This is a genomic window from Cupriavidus phytohabitans, assembly GCF_000426345.1.
Lineage (GTDB): Bacteria > Pseudomonadota > Gammaproteobacteria > Burkholderiales > Burkholderiaceae > Cupriavidus.
In genome coordinates this window covers 52,653-69,615 of record NZ_AUFE01000013.1, presented here as the reverse complement: position 1 = coordinate 69,615, position 16,963 = coordinate 52,653, and the positions used below count along the sequence as shown (strand labels likewise).

The window sequence follows — 16,963 nt, the reverse complement described above, 5'->3', positions numbered from 1 at the left end:
CTCCGCTGCCAACCCGCCCCGCCATGCGCTTCGTCATCATCGTCGCCTTCATCCTGATCATCGCCAGCCTGGCCTCCGCCCTGTTCTTCATGATGCGCGACCGCGGCAAGACGCCCAACATGATGCGCTCGCTGATGCTGCGCGTAGGCTTCTCGGTGGCGCTGTTCCTGTTCATCCTGTTCTCGAGCTGGATGGGGTGGATCCACAGCACGGGCATCCGCATGGCGCCCTGACGGGCCGCATGGCTTGAGGCCAGCGCAAAAGAGAAACGCCGCAGGCTGCCGGGCCTCCTGCGGCGTTTCTCTTTTGCGCTGGCGCCGGTCGTCCCGCTGCTGGGACGACCGGCGGGTACGGCAGCTTACAGCCAGTACACCACGACGTAGAGCAACAGCCACACCACGTCAACGAAGTGCCAGTACCAGGCGGCGCCTTCGAAGGCAAAGTGGTGATCCGGCGTGAAGTGGCCCTTGAGCACCCGGCCCAGCACCACCGCCAGCATGATCGCGCCCATGGTCACGTGGAAACCGTGGAAGCCGGTCAGCAGGAAGAAGGTCGAACCGTAGATGCCCGAGGTCAGCTTCAGGTTCAGGTCCTGGTAGGCGTGCATGTACTCGTACACCTGCAGGCACATGAAGATCGCGCCCAGCAGGATGGTCAGCACCATGCCCTGGATCAGCTGGTTGCGCTTGCCGGCCAGCAGCGCGTGGTGCGCCCAGGTCAGCGTCAGGCCCGACATCAGCAGCAGCGCGGTGTTGATGGTCGGGATCGGCCACGGCCCCATGGTCTGGAAAGATTCCACCACGCCGGCCGGTCCCACGTTCGGCCACACCGCGGCGAAGTCGGGCCACAGGATCTTGTTGTTCAGGTCGCCCAGCCATGGCATGGCGATGGCGCGGGCATAGAACAGCGCGCCGAAAAAGGCCGCGAAGAACATCACCTCGGAGAAGATGAACCAGCCCATCGACCAGCGGAACGAGAGGTCGATGTTCTTGCCGTACATCCCGCCTTCGGACTCGCTGATGGCGTCGCCGAACCAGCTCTTGAGCACGAACAGGAACCACAGCAAGCCGAAGACGCACAGGTACGGCGCCCAGGATTGCCCGTTTACCCAACCGGCGGCGCCCGCACCTGTCATCAGCAGGCCGAAGCTTGCGGTGATCGGGTGGCGCGACGGGCCCGGTACGAAGTAGTACGGAGCGTTTGCGCGATTCGCACTCATTCTTTTATCTCCAGCTCAGAGTCTTTGATTCAGTATTCGTTATCCGTGCCGGTTTCCCGGGGCCGCCCGCCTCCTCTGGACGGCCGCGCCGGCGCGGTTGTTTTTCTGCGACTGCCTTGTTGTCTACCCTTCCTGCCTTGCTACCCTGCCGCCTGGCTGACCACCATCCGCACGATGACGATCAGCACCGCGATAAAGACTGCCACGGCGATCAGCCCGGCGATGACCACATGCACCGGGTTCAGCCGCGCCATGTCGCGCTCGTGCTCCGCGCCCTTGCGCAGGCCGATAAACGACCACAGCACCGCGCGCATGGTCTGCGCGAAAGACATCTTCCGTTTGGCGGCGTCCTTCAGTTCGTCCATCGCGCCCCTCGCCTCAGCTGCCCTTGCCCGCCGGCGTCGGTGCCAACTGGCCCTCGGGGGCCTGCGCCACCGGCGTGCCCACCTCGAAGAAGGTGTACGACAGCGTAATGCTCTTCACATCCTTGGGCAGCGCGGGATCGATCACGAACACGACCGGCATCTCGCGCGCCTCGTTCGCCTTGAGTGTCTGCTGCTTGAAGCAGAAGCACTCCAGCTTCTTGAAATACTGGGTCGCCTGCTTGGGGGCGTAGCTCGGGATGGCCTGCGCGGAGATATCGCGCGGCTGCCCGTTGGCCACCTCGTAGACGATGGTCATCATCTCGCCCGGATGCACTTCCATGCTGTTCCTGACCGGACGGAAGGCAAAGGGCCCGCGCGCGTTGGAGTCGAACTCCACCGTGACCGTGCGGCTCTTGTCGACCTGCGTGTTCTTCACCGAGCCGCCATGCAGCTCGCGCGTGGTCACCACGTTGATGCCGGTGATGTCGCAGATCTTCTTGTACAGCGGAACCAGCGCATAGCCGAAGCCGAACATCACGGCGACGATCACTATCAATCGCACCATCATGCCGCGGTTGAAGCGCTTGTCGGCTTCCCGCGCTCCCTGCGCTTCCCTGCCCTGCTGGTCGACGCTCATCTCGCTACCCTGCCACCTCAGCCCAGGAACACCATCTTGGCGAAGAACCCCAAAAAGAAAACCACCACGATCGACAGCAGGATCAGGCCAAGGCGCCGGTTGGCGGCCTTCGGGTCCGGGTGTGATGGGTTTTTGTCTGGAGCCTGCATCGTTTGCTTACCTGCCGGCGCGGGAGGCGGACGCTGCCGCCCCCCGCTGCCTTGTTGCGCAATACCGCTTCAGCGGACCTGCGGGGGCACTTCAAAGGTGTGGAACGGCGCCGGCGACGGCACGGTCCATTCCAGGCCTTCCGCGCCTTCCCACGGCTTGTCCGCGGCCTTCTCGCCGCCACGGTACGACGGCAGCACCACGAAGAAGAAGAAATACACCTGCATCAGGCCGAAGCCGAGCGCACCGATCGACGCAACCGCGTTGAAGTCGGTGAACTGGGTCGGGTAGTCGGCGTAGCGGCGCGGCATGCCGGCCAGGCCCAGGAAGTGCATCGGGAAGAAGGTCACGTTGAAGAAGATCAGCGAACCCCAGAAGTGGACCTTGCCGCGGGCTTCGTTGTACATGAACCCGCTCCACTTCGGACCCCAGTAGTAGAAGCCCGCGAACAGCGCGAACAGCGAGCCGGCCACCAGCACATAGTGGAAGTGCGCCACGATGAAGTAGGTGTCCTGCAGCTGGATGTCGATCGGGGCCACCGCCGGCATCAGGCCGGTGAAGCCACCGATGGTGAACACGAAGATGAAGCCGATCGAGAACAGCATCGGGGTCTCGAAGGTCATCGAGCCGCGCCACATCGTTGCGATCCAGTTGAAGATCTTCACGGCGGTGGGCACCGCGATCAGCATGGTCGCGTACATGAAGAACAGCTGGCCGGTCACCGGCATGCCGGTCGTGAACATGTGGTGGGCCCACACGATGAACGACAGGATGGCGATCGAGGCGGTGGCGTACACCATCGAGCTGTAGCCGAACAGGCGCTTGCGGGCGAACGCCGGCACCACCTGCGAGATGATCCCGAAGGCCGGCAGGATCATGATGTACACCTCGGGGTGGCCGAAGAACCAGAAGATGTGCTGGTACATCACCGGATCGCCGCCGCCGGCGGCCGAGAAGAAGCTCGTGCCGAAATGGCGGTCGGTCAGCACCATGGTGATGGCGCCGGCCAGCACGGGCATCACGGCGATCAGCAGGTAGGCGGTGATCAGCCAGGTCCAGCAGAACATCGGCATCTTCATCAGCGTCATGCCCGGGGCGCGCATGTTGAGGATGGTCACGATGATGTTGATCGAGCCCATGATCGACGACGCGCCCATGATGTGCATCGCGAAGATGGCCATGTCCATGCCCGGGCCCATCTGCACCGACAGCGGCGCGTACAGGGTCCAGCCGGCGGCGGTGGCGCCGCCCGGGGCGAAGAACGAGCCAGCCAGCAGCAGCGCGGCGGGCGGCATCAGCCAGAAGCTGAAGTTGTTCATGCGCGCGAATGCCATGTCGGACGCGCCGATCTGCAGCGGGATCATCCAGTTGGCGAAGCCGACGAAGGCCGGCATGATCGCGCCGAACACCATCACCAGGCCGTGCATGGTGGTGAACTGGTTGAACAGCTCGGGGCGGAAGAACTGCAGGCCCGGCTCGAACAGCTCCAGGCGGATCAGCAGCGCCAGCAGGCCGCCCGACAGCAGCATGATGAACGAGAACAGCAGGTACAGCGTACCGATGTCCTTGTGGTTGGTGGCGAACAGCCAGCGGCGCCAGCCATGCGGGTGATCGTGCGCGTGGTCGTCATGCGCGTGATCGTGCGGATGGGCGAGCGCGTCCGGGGTAGCAGTACTCATCGCAAATGCTCCTCTAATCCTGTTCTGTCTTCAGCGGGTCAGCCTGCGACGCGGTTGTCCGCGAGGCTGGCCTGCTTGGCGCCGGTCTTGTCCGCGGGCTTGGCGTCGGCCTTGGGGGCCTCGCCGCCTGCGCCGCCACCTTCGGGGAACTTGCCCGCGCGGGCACCCACGAAGTCGCCCGGCTGGATCACTTCACCCGTCTTGTTGCTCCAGGCGTTGCGCGTATAGGTCATGACCGCTGCCAGCTCGGTATCCGACAGCTGCTTCCACGACGGCATGCCGCCCTTGCCTTCCAGCAGGATGTGCATCTGGCCGGCCTTCGGGCCATTGACCAGCTTGGAACCGTCCAGCGCCGGGAAGGCGCCGCCGCCCTTGCCGTTGGGCTGGTGGCAGACCGCGCAGTTGGCGGCGTAGACCTTCTCGCCACGGACCTTGGATTCATCCAGCGTCCAGGTCTTGTTGGGATCGTCGGCCTTGGCCATCAGCTCTTTCTTCTTGCCGTCGACCCACTTGGTGTAGTCGGCGTCCGACACCACGCGCACCACGATCGGCATGAAGGCGTGTTCCTTGCCGCACAGCTCGGCACACTGGCCGCGGTACACGCCGATCTTCTCGGCCTTGAACCAGGTGTCGCGCACGAAGCCGGGAATCGCATCCTGCTTGACGCCGAAGGCCGGGATCATCCAGGCGTGGATCACGTCGTTGGCGGTGGTAACGATGCGGATCTTCTTGTTGACCGGCACGACCAGCTCGTTGTCCACCTCCATCAGGTAGGTGTTGCCCTTGGGCTGCTCGTTGTTGATCTGCTCGCGCGGGGTGGTCAGGGTCGACACGAACGAGATGCCCTCGCCTTCGCCCTTCAGGTAGTCATAGCCCCACTTCCACTGGTAGCCGGTGGCCTTGATGGTGATGTCGGAGTTGGTGGTGTCCTTCATCGCGACCACGGTCTTGGTCGCCGGCAGCGCCATCGCGATCACGATCAGGAACGGGACGATGGTCCAGACCACCTCGACCGTGATGCTTTCGTGGAAGGAGGCAGGCTTCGAGCCCTTCGCCTTGCGGTGCGTGAAGATGGAATAGAACATCACGGCGAACACCGCGACGAAGATCACCGTGCAGATGATCAGCATCATCCAGTTCAGCCAGTGAATCTGTTCGGCGATCTTGGTAACGGGCTCGGTCAGGTTGAGCTGGCGCACGGCGGGCCCGCCGGGCATGTCGCTGACCGCGAACGCCGCGTGGCTGGCAAGCAGGGACGCACCTGCCAGACAAGCTGCGGATGCCTTCTTCCACATTTTCATTTGTTATCTACCCAATTTACAGATTCAAATCTGTCCCCGCCGCCGCCCTGCCCCCCTCTCAGAGGTGGCGCAACGCCGCTGCGAGCTCCTGCGCGAACTTGCGTCGCCGGTACGGGTCCACGTAACACCCCACCTGTACCTCACGCCCGCCCGAGCGCAGCGTCACCAGCGCGCGGAGCGATTCACCCAGTTCGACCCGCACCCAGCGCGGGTTGAATTCGTGGCGCGTCACCTGCGTGCCGCTGGCTGTCTCCACGACCAGCATGCCGTCGGTAATGCTGACGCGCTCATAGTCTGTCGCATGGCGCGCATACACAAGCAGGGCGATCCCCAGCCCCGCCAGCTCGATGCTTGCAAACGGCAGCACGAGCCAGGACCCTTGCCACGCGAAAAACAACGCAATGACAAGCGAGACAGTGAGGATCGAGAGGTAAAACCAGCCGACCTGGCGTGGACTCAGCGAGCAATTCCGCTTCATCAGCCAGTCGTGGGGCGGGGGGAAAGGTCCGTCGTGATTTCCGCCGGAGTCACCACCTGCCGTCTGGAATGCGATACCCAAGTCTTGCATCGCCAACCACTCTGCATCGGATGCACACCCGGGACGTTGGCGCCCGGGCTGCACAGTGCAGGTGCAAAACCAGGACGTTCTTGTGCCAGGGGACCACTGCGACAAACTGGCGCATTATAGGGCGCTTCCCATACACGGACAAGGGCGGTCCTTGACCAGGGCGCTTGCGCGCCGCTCGATTCTGTGCCTGCGGAACTGCCCGGGACCCCGCGCCAGCACTCGGCCTGCGGCAATCTGTCGCATGCGCAAGTTAACTCTGTTTTAACCTGTCCTACGGGGCCTGGCACGGCCGATCTGGTCCAGCGGCACCACGGCACGGCCCTGGTCGTCCAGCGCCTGGCCGCCACGCGGCGCCAGCTTCCACGCATGGCCGTAGACGATCTCGAAGGTCAGCGGGATCACCCCGTCGGCGTTGCGGCGCCGCTCCAGCGCCTGCGTCAGCGCCTGGTACCAGCAGCGGCCGCGCAGGCCTTGCGGCAGCGCGCCGGCCGGGCCGCGCAGGCCGCCGAAAGCCTGCACCTCATGCAGCAGCGTAGCGGGCGACTCGTAGGTCACGGTCAGCGTTTCCATGTCCATCACCGGCGTGGACCAGCCGCCGTGGACCAGCATGTCGCCAATGTCGTGCATGTCGACAAAACGCAACGTATGGGGCGCGTCGTCGACTTCGGCAAAGGCCGCGCGCAGTTCGCCCAGGGTGTCGGGGCCGAACAGCGAGAACAGCACCAGCCCCTCGTCGCGCGTCACGCGATGCCATTCCGGGAATACGCGGTGCGGCTCGGGATGCCAGTGCAGCGCCAGGTTGGACCACAGCAGGTCGAAGCTCGCGGGCGCAAACGGCAGTGTGGCAAGATCGCCCTGCACCAGGTCGAACAGCGGCCGCTTGCCCAGCATGCGGCCGAGCCAGCCCGGATGGCGCTGCGGGTCGCGCTGGCCGGCTTCGGCCAGCATCGCCCCGGAGATGTCGAGGCCGGCGATCTGCGCATCAGGGAAGCGGGCGCGCAGCGCCGCCAGCCCCTGGCCGTGGCCGCAGCCGATGTCCAGCGCACGCTGCGGCGCCAGCCGGATCACCTCCATTCGCTCCTGCATGCGGCGGCCGATCTCGCCCAGCAGGAAGTCCAGCTGGCCGAAGTTGCGGCTGCGCCGGTCGAAGGCGAGCCGGGTCAGGCGCGCGGGCGGCAGGAAGGCATCGGGACCAGCGGAGCTATCGGGGAGATCGGCGGCATGCAGGGACACGGACAGGCAGGGCAGCAAGAAAACCAGGAAACGGCGCGCGCGCCGGACGAACGCGGCCGCCGCGCCCGATGGGCCGCGGCCGGACGGCAAGTATACGCGCGCGCCGCGATGGGCGCCGCGATGGGCGCCGCGATGGGCGCCAAGTGGGCCCTCGGCGCCTGGCAAGCCGCCGCCCCGGCACTGCTGCCAAGCGCCTGCGCGCTGTGCGGCAGCGTGCAGCGCGACGTGGTGTGCGCGCCGTGTGCCGCCGACCTGCTGCGGCCGCTACGGCGCTGCCCCGTTTGCGCGCTGGCGCTGGGCCGCCATGCCGGTTGCGCGGCCTGCGCCGCCATGCCGCCGGCGTTCGACCATGCCTGCACGCTGGGCGACTACGCCAGCCCGCAGGACAGCCTGGTGCTGTCGCTCAAGTTCGGCCACGCGCTGCCGCTGGCCGACTGGCTGGCGGGCTGCCTCGCCGCGGCGCTGCCGGCGGCTTGGGCGGCGCAGGGGCTGGCGCCGCCCGACCTGCTCGCCCCCGTCCCGCTGGCGCCGCAACGGCTGGCCGCGCGCGGTTTCAACCAGGCCTGGGAAATCGCCCGCCCGCTGGCGCGCCGGCTCGGCCTGCGCGCCGACCCCGTGCTGCTGCAGCGCCGGCGCGATACCGGCAGCCAGCGCGCGCTGGACCTGGCCGCGCGGCAGGTGAACCTGCGCGATGCGTTCCGGCTGACGCGGCCCGCGCGGCTGGATGGGCTGCATGTGGCGCTGGTGGACGACGTGATGACTTCCGGCGCGACGCTGCATGAGGCAGCGCTTGTCCTCAAGGCGCACGGCGCGGCACGCGTCAGCGTGATCGTTGCGCTGCGTACGCCCTAGTCCGGATGACAGCGCCTGGTGCGCGCGTTAAAGTGCGCACCGTTTCTCTAGAACCTCCGCACATGTTCAACGTCGTCCTGGTCGAACCCGAAATCCCGCCCAATACCGGTAATGTGATCCGCCTGTGCGCCAACACGGGCGCGCAGCTGCACCTGGTCAAGCCCCTGGGGTTCCCGCTCGACGACGCGCGCATGCGCCGAGCCGGCCTGGACTACCACGAATATGCGGCCATGCGTGTGCATGAGAACTGGGATGCGCTGATGGCCAGCGAGCAACCCGATCCCGCGCGCATGTTCGCACTGACCACGCGCGGCTCGACACCGTTCGGCCAGGTGGAATTCCGGCCGGGAGACTGGTTTGTGTTTGGCTCGGAAACGCGCGGGCTTTCACCGGAGCGGCGCGAGTGGTTCCCGCCGGCGCAACGGATCCGGCTGCCGATGCGGCCAGACAACCGCAGTCTGAACTTGTCTAATACGGTGGCGGTGGTGGTGTTCGAAGCGTGGCGGCAGAACGGGTTCGCGGGGGGTAGCTAGGCGCCCTGCCCGGCTACTCCGGCTGCACGCCCGCAGCGCGGATGACCTTGTCCCAGCGCGCTCTCTCGCTGACCATGGTCTGGCGCAGCGACGCCGGCGCAGTCCCGGCAGGCACGAAATACTGCGCCCGCATCTTGTCGCGCACGTCGGCGCTGCCGATGATCGCCACCAGTTCACGATATAGACGGTCGATCACCGCCTGCGGCGTACCGGCTGGCGCCAGCACGGCCTGCCAGGAGATCGCCTCGAAGCCGGGATAGCCCGACTCCGCCACCGTCGGCACCGAGGGCAGCACCGCGGTGCGGCCGGTCGTCGTCACCGCCAGCACGCGCAGCTTGCCCGCATTGACCTGCGGCATCGCTATGGCCGGCACCATGAAGGCCGCCTGCACCTGCCCGCCCACCATCGCAGTCGTGATCTGCGGGAAGCCGGGATACGGCACGTGCTGCAGGTCGAGCCCGGCCATGGCCTTGAGCTGCTCCATTGCCAGGTGCGACGCGCTGCCGTTGCCGGGCGAGCCGAAGTTCAGCGCGCCCGGTTTCGACTTGGCAAGCGCCACGAATTCGCGCAGGTTATTCACCGGCAGCCGCGCGTCGACCACCAGCACATTGGGCGACGTGGCCACCAGCGTCACCGGAGCGAGCTGGCGGAACGGGTCGTAATTGAGGTTGCGCGCCAGCGTTGGGGCGGTCACCAGCGGGCCGTTGATCGTGAACAGCAGCGTATAGCCGTCCGGCGCGGCGCGCGCCACCATGCCGGTGCCGATATTGCCGCCGGCGCCGGGCCGGTTCTCGATCACCACAGGCTGGCCCAGCGCGGCGGCCAGCTTCTCGGTGACGATGCGGGCGATCAGGTCGGGCGACGAGCCCGGCGGGAACGGCACCACCATGCGGATCGGGTGCGCGGGCCACGGTTGCGCCAGCACGCTGGCGGATGCGCCGGCAGCGCAGGCGGCGGCAAGCGCGATCAGCGCGTGTCGGCGGGTAGGCATGCGGAAAATTTAACTTTCTTCAGGAGGATTGGAGCGCGCGCGGGGTCATTCATCGCGCGCATCGCGCTGGAGCAATTGCGCGACCGCATCGGCGACACCCAGGCCATCGAACAGCACGGCGCACACCGCGCGCGCGATCGGCATCTCGACGCCATGCGCGGCGGCCAGCTCGGCCACTGCCTGCGCGCAGCGCACCCCTTCGGCCACGTGGCCCAGGCCGGCCAGGATCTGCTCCAGGCTCTGTCCGGCGGCCAGTTGCTGCCCGACCTTGCGGTTGCGCGACAGGTCGCCGGTCGCGGTCAGGATGAGGTCGCCGACGCCGGCCAGCCCCATGAAGGTCTCGATCCGCCCGCCCAGCGCCAGCCCCAGCCGCGTCATCTCGGCCAGCCCCCGCGTCACCAGCGCGGCCCGCGCATTCAGGCCGAGGCCGAGCCCGTCGCTGGCCCCGGTGGCGATCGCCAGCACATTCTTGACGGCGCCGCCGACCTCGACGCCGGTCAGGTCGTCGCTGCCATAGATGCGCATGGCGTGGTGGTGGAAAGCCTGCTGGACCCGCTCCGCCAGCGACGGCACGCTGCCCGCCACCGTCAGCGCGCACGGCAGGCCTTGCGCGACTTCGCGCGCGAAGCTGGGACCGGTCAGCACGCCGTAGTCGAAGCCTTCGGTGCGGCCGGCGGCGTCCAGTTCGGCGCGCACCATCTGGTGCGGCAGCAGGTGCGTGCCGGCCTCGAAGCCCTTGCACAGCCACAGCATGGACACCGGGCGCGCGCTGCGCGTGGCCAGCCTGCGTGTCATTTCGCGCAGTCCGGAGACCGGCGTGGCGACCACCACGATGCCGTCCGGGTCATCCGCGGCATGGGCCACCGCCTGCTCGAAATCAGCTTGCACCGCCAGCCGACGGGACAGCTTCACCCCGGGCAGATAGGCCGCGTTTTCACCCGTTGCGGCGATGGCCGCCAGTTGCGCGGCATCACGCCCCCACAGCACCACCTCATTGGTGGCCGCGGCATGGCTGGCGAGGGCGGTGCCCCAGGCGCCGGCACCGAGAAAGGTCAGTTTCATGGCAGCTCGATCGGAGAGAAATCAGGCGCTAGTGTCATGAGTTGGGGGTTCGTTGCGGAAATAAGCCTGTCGAGAAGGCGTGCGAGACTAGGAGCGAAGCGCAGCAAGGCTGGAGCCTTGCGAGCATTCGCGACGACGGATCGTGCGTCTTATCGGCAGACTTATGCAACGAACCTCCAAGTCATGACACTAGAACATGCGCACAAGCAAAACGGGGCCGCAGCCCCGTTCCGTAGCATGGCGCGGCAGGCCGCTCGCTCAGTGGCGAGCCTGGCTGCCGTCGGGCATCACGATGCCGCTGTTGCCACCTTCGGCCGCCTGGGCTTCCTGCATGGCCGCCTGCAGGCGTTGCTCGTACAGCGCCTGGAAATTGATTTCCGACAGGTGGATGGCCTGGAAGCCGGCGCGGGTGATCACGTCGGCGATGTTGCCGCGCAGGTACGGGTACAGGATGGTCGGGCAGGCGATGCCCAGCAGCGGGTCCAGCTGCTCCACCGGCACGTTGCGGATATCGAAGATGCCTGCCTGGTGCGCTTCCACCAGGAATGCCACCTTGTCCTGCACCTTGGTCGTCACGGTGCCGGTCACGACCACCTCGAAGATGCCTTCCTGCAGCTGCGAAGCGCCAACGTTGACTTGCACTTCCACCGACGGGGCCTCCGATTCCAGGAAGATGCCGGGCGAATTGGGCTGCTCCAGCGACATGTCCTTCAGGTAGACGCGCTGGATGTTGAAGAAGGGTTGATCGTCCTGCTGGGTGTTTTGCTGGTCGCTCATGAAAGGCTTCCGGGAGGATGGGCGTTGGGCGCGGCGGCGGCATCGTCTGCGAGGCGCAAGGACTGGCCGGTGCCCGGTTGGAAAAGTGGAAAGCGCATATGGTACATGACGAGGGTGGCGATTTCACCCGCGCCGGCGCCTGGCCGGCCAGGAATCAGAGAGTTCTGACCGGCAGCGCGCTCAGGCCGCCAGCAGCGGCATCAGGCCGCCCTTGCGGTCCAGCGCCGAGAGGTCGTCGAAGCCGCCCACATGGGTCTCGTCGATGTAGATCTGCGGCACGGTACGGCGCCCCGTACGCGACATCATTTCTTCGCGCTTGCCCGGTTCGCGGTCGATCAGGATCTTCTCGATCGTCTCGACCCCGCGGGACTTGAGCAGGCGTTCAGCCATATTGCAATACGGGCACACGACGGTGCTGTACATGACGACGCGGGCCATGTGGACTCTCCTTGAATACAATGCGGCGCGCCAGGCGGACCGGGCGCGCTGTGACGGATGCGGCGGAATTGCCTGCGGGATCCGCGACTTTCCTGGCCGGGCTTACTTGACCAGCGGCAGACCCGCCTGCTGCCAGGCGGCGATGCCACCCTCGAGCGCATAGATCTCACTGTAACCGGCTTCTTTCAGCGCTGCCTGGGCCTTGCCCGCGCGCTGGCCGTTCTGGCATACCACGATGATGGGGGCCGCCTTGTCCTTTGCAAGGCCCGCGGCGCGCGACGCCAGGTCGGCCAGCGGGGCGCTCTTGGCCTGGGGCAGGTGGCCCTTGGCGTACTCGGCGGGTTCGCGGATGTCGACCACGACGGCGCCACGCTTGTTGATCAGCTGCGTGGCGGCGGCCGTATTGACGGACTTGGCACCGGTGCTGCGCGAGATCGCAGGCCAGGCCAGCAGGCCGCCGGAGACCACGGCCAGGGCGATCAGGGCGAGGTTGTTGTAGTCGGCAAAGAAATTCACGTTGGCTTTCCGGTAGGTTGGGTCGGCGGCATTATAAAATACGCGGTTTGGCGTCCGGGCCCTGTTGCAGCGGGTCACCCGTCATTGTCGCCTGTCCGATACATGGGGTGCCCATTAAGCACTTCGGATCAGGTGACGGCGCGGACGCACGCAGGTTACCTACTCTCTCTGGAAGCAGCAGCATGTACAAGCTTGTCCTTATCCGCCACGGCGAATCCACCTGGAACCTTGAAAACCGCTTCACCGGCTGGGTCGACGTCGACCTGACCGATACCGGCGCTGCGCAGGCCCGCCAGTCCGGCAAGCTGCTCAAGGAAGCCGGCTTCGGCTTCGACATCGCCTACACCTCGGTGCTCAAGCGCGCCATCCGCACCCTGTGGCACGTGCAGGACGAGATGGACCTGATGTGGATCCCGGTACGCAACGAATGGCGCCTGAACGAACGCCACTACGGCGCACTGGCCGGGCTGAACAAGGCCGAGACCGCCGCCAAGTTCGGCGACGAGCAGGTCCTGGTGTGGCGCCGCAGCTATGACACCCCGCCCCCGGCGCTGGAGCCGACCGATCCGCGCGCCTCGTACGAGGATCCGCGCTATGCCAATGTGCCGCGCAACGAGATCCCGCTGACCGAATGCCTGAAGGACACGGTCGCCCGCGTGATGCCGTTGTGGAACGAATCGATCGCTCCCGACATCAAATCCGGCAAGCGTGTGGTCATTGCCGCGCACGGCAACAGCATCCGCGCGCTGGTGAAGTACCTGGACCAGATTTCGGATGACGATATCGTCGGACTCAATATTCCCAACGGCACCCCGCTCGTGTATGAGCTGGACGCCGACCTGCGCCCGATCCGCCACTACTACCTGGGCGACCAGGAGGCCATCGCCGCTTCGCTGGCGGCCGTGGCCAACCAGGGCAAGGCGCGCTGACGCCCACCCGGGCAGCCGCGCCGGCGTGCCGGTGTGCGGCTGCCCACCCTGAACCGGGACGTGGCAGGTCCGTTTCTCCGCACGCCCTTATACTGTCGGACACAAGCGCCCCGCGATCCCGCTATTCCGGCCTTCCCGGCGCCGGGCGCCCGCAGCCGGCATAATCCCCATAGTTACGATCCGTACACGTTCAGGCAGCCCTCATGCGCAAGACGCTCAAGAACATCAGTCTAGTTTCTGTCGGCCTCGTCGCCGGCGTGCTCGCCACGCTGCAGATCTCGGCGACCGCACAGAACTCATCGGGCCCCCTGCCGCTGGACCAGTTGCGGCTGATGGCCGATATCTTCGGGCAGATCAAGCGCGAATACGTCGAGCCTGTCGATGACAAGAAGCTGCTGACCGAGGCCATCAAGGGCATGGTCGCCAGCCTCGACCCGCATTCGTCCTACCTGGACGAGAAGGATTTCAAGGAACTGCAGGAGGGCACCCGCGGCCGCTTTGCCGGCCTGGGCATCGAGATCTCGCAGGAAGAAGGCCTGGTCAAGGTGATTAACCCGATCGAGGACACGCCCGCGTTCCGCGCCGGCATCCAGCCGGGCGACCTGATCACCCGCATCGACGACAAGCCCGTGCGCGGCCTGCCGCTGGAGCAGGCGGTCAAGCGCATGCGCGGCGAGCCGGGCACCAAGGTCACGCTGACCATCTACCGCAAGAGCGAGGAACGCACCTTCCCGGTCTCGATCACGCGCGCCGAGATCCGCGTGCAGTCGGTCAAGGCCAAGATGCTCGACAACAATATCGGCTGGGTGCGCCTGACCAGTTTCCAGGAACGCACCGTCGCCGACCTGTCGCGCAAGCTGGTCGAACTGGCGCAGAAGAATCCCAACATGAAGGGCCTGGTGCTGGACCTGCGCAACAACGGCGGCGGCGTGCTGCAGGGCGCGGTCGGCGTGGCCGCGGCGTTCCTGCCGGACGACGCCACCGTGGTCTCGACCAATGGCCAGGTGCCCGATGCCAAGCGCGTCTACAAGGCGTCATACAACAACTACCGCCTGTCGTCGCTGGAAGACGATCCGCTCAAGAGCCTGCCCACGCTGTACAAGAAGATCCCGATGGTGGTGCTGACCAACGCCTACTCGGCCTCGGCTTCCGAGATCGTCGCAGGCGCGCTGCAGGACCACCACCGCGCCCAGATCATGGGCAAGACCACGTTCGGCAAGGGCTCGGTGCAGACCGTGCGGCCGCTGACCAACGACACCGGCATCAAGCTGACCATCGCGTACTACTACACGCCGAGCGGCAAGTCGATCCAGGCCAAGGGCATCCGCCCGGATATCCCGGTCGACCAGAACCCCGAGGGCGATCCGGACGACGCGCTGATCACGCGCGAGATCGACACCGAGCGCCACCTGCACAACAAGCAGGAATCGGAACAGCCGGAGATGACCGAGCGCGAGCAGCGCCGCGTCGAGGAGCTGCGCCGCCTGGAAGAAGAGAACGCGAAGAAGACGCCGGAAGAGCGCGAGAAGGAGCGCCGCAAGAAGCCGGTGGAATTCGGCTCGGCCGACGACTTCATGTTGCAGCAGGCAATCGCGCAGCTTAACGGCCAGCCGGTCAAGCGCTCCAAGTCGAAGCTGGAGACCAACCCGCCGGCCGACAATGGCAAGGCGGCGAAGCCGAAGGCTGGCGCCAAGCCGGCCGCCAAACCGGCCGCTCCGGCCCCGGGCAAGCAGCCACCGGCGAGCGCGCCGATCGGCGAGCCGCTGGGAACGCCTACGGGCAAGGCGCCCTGAAGCGCCGATCCAGACCGCCGGATTCACCATGAGCGACGACGGCCTCAACGACGAACAACTGCTGCGCTACTCGCGGCACATCCTGCTGGACGAGCTCGGCATCGAAGGGCAGCGCCGCTTGCTGGCCGGACACGCGCTGGTGATCGGCGCCGGCGGCCTGGGCGCCGCCGCGCTGCCGTTCCTGGCCTCGGCAGGCGTGGGCCGCATCACCATCGTCGACAACGACGAGGTAGACCTGACCAACCTGCAGCGCCAGATCATCCACACCACCGCCAACGTGGGCCGGCCCAAGGTCGACTCGGCGCGCGAAGGCATGCTGCGCATCAACCCGGGCCTGGACATCGTCACGGTGACGGCGCGCGTGGGCGAAGCCGAGCTCGAGCAGCTGGTCGCCTCGGCCAGCGTGGTGCTGGACTGCTGCGACAACTTCGCCACGCGCCAGGCGGTCAACCGCGCGTGCGTGCACCACAAGGTGCCGCTGGTGTCGGGGGCCGCGCTGCGCTTCGACGGCCAGATCAGCGTGTTCGACCGGCGCCAGCCCGAAGCGCCCTGCTATGCCTGCCTGTTCCCGCCGGCAGAGCCCGCGCCGGAAGTGGCCTGCGCCACCATGGGCGTGTTTGCGCCGCTGGTCGGCATGGTCGGCACGGTGCAGGCGGCCGAGGCGCTCAAGCTGCTGGCCGGCGTGGGCGATAGCCTGGCGGGACGGCTGCTGATGGTCAATGCGCTGACGATGGAATGGACCACGATGCGGCTGGCCCGCACGCCGGATTGCCCGGTGTGCGGCGGGCACTGAACACTCGAATGGGGCTGCCGTTCAGTCCTGCGGCGCCGAGTGCGCGAGCAGCCAGTCGGTGACCGCGGCGCGGTCGCCGCGGAACACGATGCGCGGCTCGCGCTGCGCGCGCTGGTAGGCATACATGGGATCGTAGTAGTCGCGCAGGAGGACCTCGATCCAGCCGCGGTGCAGCGCCACGTCGCCCGACTCGGCCTGCCGCGCCAGCGCCTGCTCCAGCAACGCCGACAACTTGCCATAGCGCGCCCCGCCGAGCCGCGGCGAGATCGCCGCCATGGCCTCGCGCAGCCGAGAGGAATAAGCGTCGAAACCCGTGCCCTTGCCCTGCCCGGCGATGAATTCCGCCGCCAGCCCCTGCACGTAGTCGCGCAGCACGCGCTCCACGCGTTCCTCGAAAGACGCTTCCAACCACACCAGCGGACTGCCCTGCATGCGCTGCGCCAGCGCCTGCGGCACATCGCGGCTGCCGATAAAACGGCCCTCGTCTTCCACCACCAGCGCGCGGAAACGGGCGTCGATATGGCGCAGCACATCGATTGCCAGCGCGTTCTCGAAGTCCACCTGCTGCGGCTGCGCCAGCGCGCGCCTGCCGAAGGCCGAGCCGCGGTGCCGCGCATGGCCCTCGAGGTCGAGCGCGGCCGGCACGTCGGCCAGCACGTCGGTCTTGCCGCTGCCGGTCATGCCGCCGAGCACCAGCCACTGCTGCTCGGCGGCAGCCGCATCGAGGGTGGAAATCAGGAAGGCGCGCATCGCCTTGTAGCCACCCGTCACGCGCGGATAATCGACTCCCGCATCGTGCAGCCATTGCTGCACCAGCTGCGAGCGCAGCCCGCCCCGGAAGCAATACAGGTAGCCGTCCGGATGCGCACGGGCAAAGTCCGACCACGCGGCGATGCGGGCCGCCTTGCGCTCGCCGGACACCAGCTGGTGTCCAAGCTCGATCGCGGCCGGCTGCCCTTTCTCGGCGTAGCACAGGCCGACGGCGTGCCGCTCGGCATCATCCATCAGCGGCAGGTTGACCGCGCCGGGAAAAGCGCCGCGCGTGAATTCCAGCGGCGCGCGCACATCCAGCATCGGCACGCCGCTGAGGAACAGGCCGCGGAAGTCTGAGGTATCGGCGCGCATGTTGG

The 16,963-nt window shown here is 66.9% G+C and carries 20 protein-coding genes; 6 read left to right on the top strand and 14 right to left on the bottom strand.

Annotated features, from left to right (window positions below):
• The first annotated feature begins 23 nt into the window (after nt 1–23).
• Complete coding sequence (locus tag K309_RS0112560; protein ID WP_029046742.1) at nt 24–233, top strand: twin transmembrane helix small protein; 210 nt, start codon at nt 24–26, stop codon at nt 231–233.
• Nucleotides 234–358: 125 nt separating this feature from the next.
• Here K309_RS0112560 and K309_RS0112555 read toward each other — a convergent pair whose 3' ends face one another.
• The 8 genes from K309_RS0112555 to K309_RS0112520 all read right to left on the bottom strand — a co-directional run bounded on the left by K309_RS0112555 (nt 359) and on the right by K309_RS0112520 (nt 7,149).
• Entirely contained in the window at nt 359–1,219 is an 861-nt protein-coding gene (locus K309_RS0112555; RefSeq protein WP_029046741.1) for a cytochrome c oxidase subunit 3, read from the bottom strand.
• 140 nt (nt 1,220–1,359) lie between these two features.
• Complete coding sequence (locus tag K309_RS0112550; protein WP_029046740.1) at nt 1,360–1,584, bottom strand: DUF2970 domain-containing protein; 225 nt, start codon at nt 1,582–1,584, stop codon at nt 1,360–1,362.
• 13 nt (nt 1,585–1,597) lie between these two features.
• Nucleotides 1,598–2,221 (bottom strand): cytochrome c oxidase assembly protein, encoded by a 624-nt coding sequence (locus K309_RS0112545; protein WP_029046739.1) that lies wholly within the window; start codon nt 2,219–2,221, stop codon nt 1,598–1,600.
• Nucleotides 2,222–2,238: 17 nt separating this feature from the next.
• Nucleotides 2,239–2,370, bottom strand: coding sequence for a cytochrome oxidase small assembly protein (locus K309_RS42910; protein ID WP_209756341.1), 132 nt, complete (start codon nt 2,368–2,370; stop codon nt 2,239–2,241).
• 69 nt (nt 2,371–2,439) lie between these two features.
• Nucleotides 2,440–4,047 carry a cytochrome c oxidase subunit I gene (gene ctaD / locus K309_RS0112535; protein WP_029046738.1) on the bottom strand — a complete coding sequence of 536 codons (1,608 nt, stop codon included), beginning with the start codon at nt 4,045–4,047 and terminating at the stop codon, nt 2,440–2,442.
• Between the two features lie 38 nt (nt 4,048–4,085).
• The gene (gene coxB / locus K309_RS0112530; protein WP_029046737.1) at nt 4,086–5,348 is read right to left on the bottom strand and encodes a cytochrome c oxidase subunit II; all 1,263 of its coding nucleotides are present in this window, start codon (nt 5,346–5,348) and stop codon (nt 4,086–4,088) included.
• A gap of 58 nt (nt 5,349–5,406) precedes the next feature.
• Nucleotides 5,407–5,916: a DUF2244 domain-containing protein gene (locus tag K309_RS0112525; RefSeq protein ID WP_029046736.1), complete on the bottom strand. Its 510-nt coding sequence runs from the start codon at nt 5,914–5,916 to the stop codon at nt 5,407–5,409.
• A gap of 261 nt (nt 5,917–6,177) precedes the next feature.
• On the bottom strand, nt 6,178–7,149 hold the full coding sequence (locus K309_RS0112520) for a methyltransferase domain-containing protein (RefSeq protein WP_232232371.1): 972 nt from the start codon (nt 7,147–7,149) through the stop codon (nt 6,178–6,180).
• Here K309_RS0112520 and K309_RS0112515 point away from each other — a divergent pair.
• Nucleotides 7,138–8,001 carry a ComF family protein gene (locus tag K309_RS0112515; protein ID WP_084402412.1) on the top strand — a complete coding sequence of 288 codons (864 nt, stop codon included), beginning with the start codon at nt 7,138–7,140 and terminating at the stop codon, nt 7,999–8,001. The two genes, K309_RS0112520 and K309_RS0112515, sit on opposite strands and share 12 nt — an antisense overlap.
• A 62-nt stretch (nt 8,002–8,063) precedes the next feature.
• Nucleotides 8,064–8,534 (top strand): tRNA (uridine(34)/cytosine(34)/5-carboxymethylaminomethyluridine(34)-2'-O)-methyltransferase TrmL, encoded by a 471-nt coding sequence (gene trmL, locus K309_RS0112510; RefSeq protein WP_029046733.1) that lies wholly within the window; start codon nt 8,064–8,066, stop codon nt 8,532–8,534.
• A gap of 13 nt (nt 8,535–8,547) precedes the next feature.
• On the opposite strand, the gene K309_RS0112505 is transcribed toward trmL, so the two are convergent.
• The 5 genes from K309_RS0112505 to K309_RS0112485 all read right to left on the bottom strand — a co-directional run bounded on the left by K309_RS0112505 (nt 8,548) and on the right by K309_RS0112485 (nt 12,318).
• Nucleotides 8,548–9,525, bottom strand: a complete 978-nt coding sequence (locus K309_RS0112505; RefSeq protein WP_029046732.1) for a Bug family tripartite tricarboxylate transporter substrate binding protein — start codon at nt 9,523–9,525, stop codon at nt 8,548–8,550.
• Nucleotides 9,526–9,570: 45 nt separating this feature from the next.
• Entirely contained in the window at nt 9,571–10,587 is a 1,017-nt protein-coding gene (locus K309_RS0112500; RefSeq protein WP_029046731.1) for an NAD(P)H-dependent glycerol-3-phosphate dehydrogenase, read from the bottom strand.
• Nucleotides 10,588–10,845: 258 nt separating this feature from the next.
• Nucleotides 10,846–11,364, bottom strand: coding sequence for a protein-export chaperone SecB (gene secB, locus K309_RS0112495; RefSeq protein WP_029046730.1), 519 nt, complete (start codon nt 11,362–11,364; stop codon nt 10,846–10,848).
• A gap of 180 nt (nt 11,365–11,544) precedes the next feature.
• Nucleotides 11,545–11,802, bottom strand: coding sequence for a glutaredoxin 3 (gene grxC / locus K309_RS0112490; RefSeq protein WP_029046729.1), 258 nt, complete (start codon nt 11,800–11,802; stop codon nt 11,545–11,547).
• 102 nt (nt 11,803–11,904) lie between these two features.
• Nucleotides 11,905–12,318 carry a rhodanese-like domain-containing protein gene (locus tag K309_RS0112485; protein ID WP_029046728.1) on the bottom strand — a complete coding sequence of 138 codons (414 nt, stop codon included), beginning with the start codon at nt 12,316–12,318 and terminating at the stop codon, nt 11,905–11,907.
• Between the two features lie 182 nt (nt 12,319–12,500).
• Between K309_RS0112485 and gpmA the strand changes: the two genes are divergently transcribed.
• The 3 genes from gpmA to K309_RS0112470 all read left to right on the top strand — a co-directional run bounded on the left by gpmA (nt 12,501) and on the right by K309_RS0112470 (nt 15,833).
• Nucleotides 12,501–13,247: a 2,3-diphosphoglycerate-dependent phosphoglycerate mutase gene (gpmA, locus tag K309_RS0112480; protein WP_029046727.1), complete on the top strand. Its 747-nt coding sequence runs from the start codon at nt 12,501–12,503 to the stop codon at nt 13,245–13,247.
• A gap of 203 nt (nt 13,248–13,450) precedes the next feature.
• A complete protein-coding gene (locus K309_RS0112475; RefSeq protein WP_029046726.1) occupies nt 13,451–15,040 on the top strand; it encodes a S41 family peptidase in 1,590 nt (529 codons plus the stop codon).
• Between the two features lie 28 nt (nt 15,041–15,068).
• Complete coding sequence (locus tag K309_RS0112470; RefSeq protein ID WP_029046725.1) at nt 15,069–15,833, top strand: HesA/MoeB/ThiF family protein; 765 nt, start codon at nt 15,069–15,071, stop codon at nt 15,831–15,833.
• 21 nt (nt 15,834–15,854) lie between these two features.
• Here the strand turns inward: K309_RS0112470 and mnmH are convergent, their stop codons facing one another.
• Nucleotides 15,855–16,958, bottom strand: coding sequence for a tRNA 2-selenouridine(34) synthase MnmH (mnmH, locus tag K309_RS0112465; protein WP_029046724.1), 1,104 nt, complete (start codon nt 16,956–16,958; stop codon nt 15,855–15,857).
• Between the last annotated feature and the right edge of the window lie 5 nt (nt 16,959–16,963).

Bases quoted from the DNA above. Each gene is read 5' to 3' on its own strand.
- K309_RS0112515 (WP_084402412.1), top strand. From the start codon at position 7,138: ATGCAGGGACACGGACAGGCAGGGCAGCAAGAAAACCAGGAAACGGCG.
- K309_RS42910 (WP_209756341.1), bottom strand. From the start codon at position 2,370: ATGCAGGCTCCAGACAAAAACCCATCACACCCGGACCCGAAGGCCGCC.
- trmL (WP_029046733.1), top strand. From the start codon at position 8,064: ATGTTCAACGTCGTCCTGGTCGAACCCGAAATCCCGCCCAATACCGGT.
- secB (WP_029046730.1), bottom strand. From the start codon at position 11,364: ATGAGCGACCAGCAAAACACCCAGCAGGACGATCAACCCTTCTTCAAC.
- K309_RS0112475 (WP_029046726.1), top strand. From the start codon at position 13,451: ATGCGCAAGACGCTCAAGAACATCAGTCTAGTTTCTGTCGGCCTCGTC.
- K309_RS0112500 (WP_029046731.1), bottom strand. From the start codon at position 10,587: ATGAAACTGACCTTTCTCGGTGCCGGCGCCTGGGGCACCGCCCTCGCC.
- K309_RS0112525 (WP_029046736.1), bottom strand. From the start codon at position 5,916: ATGCAAGACTTGGGTATCGCATTCCAGACGGCAGGTGGTGACTCCGGC.
- gpmA (WP_029046727.1), top strand. From the start codon at position 12,501: ATGTACAAGCTTGTCCTTATCCGCCACGGCGAATCCACCTGGAACCTT.
- K309_RS0112470 (WP_029046725.1), top strand. From the start codon at position 15,069: ATGAGCGACGACGGCCTCAACGACGAACAACTGCTGCGCTACTCGCGG.
- grxC (WP_029046729.1), bottom strand. From the start codon at position 11,802: ATGGCCCGCGTCGTCATGTACAGCACCGTCGTGTGCCCGTATTGCAAT.
- K309_RS0112560 (WP_029046742.1), top strand. From the start codon at position 24: ATGCGCTTCGTCATCATCGTCGCCTTCATCCTGATCATCGCCAGCCTG.
- ctaD (WP_029046738.1), bottom strand. From the start codon at position 4,047: ATGAGTACTGCTACCCCGGACGCGCTCGCCCATCCGCACGATCACGCG.
- mnmH (WP_029046724.1), bottom strand. From the start codon at position 16,958: ATGCGCGCCGATACCTCAGACTTCCGCGGCCTGTTCCTCAGCGGCGTG.
- K309_RS0112550 (WP_029046740.1), bottom strand. From the start codon at position 1,584: ATGGACGAACTGAAGGACGCCGCCAAACGGAAGATGTCTTTCGCGCAG.
- K309_RS0112505 (WP_029046732.1), bottom strand. From the start codon at position 9,525: ATGCCTACCCGCCGACACGCGCTGATCGCGCTTGCCGCCGCCTGCGCT.
- K309_RS0112555 (WP_029046741.1), bottom strand. From the start codon at position 1,219: ATGAGTGCGAATCGCGCAAACGCTCCGTACTACTTCGTACCGGGCCCG.
- K309_RS0112545 (WP_029046739.1), bottom strand. From the start codon at position 2,221: ATGAGCGTCGACCAGCAGGGCAGGGAAGCGCAGGGAGCGCGGGAAGCC.
- coxB (WP_029046737.1), bottom strand. From the start codon at position 5,348: ATGAAAATGTGGAAGAAGGCATCCGCAGCTTGTCTGGCAGGTGCGTCC.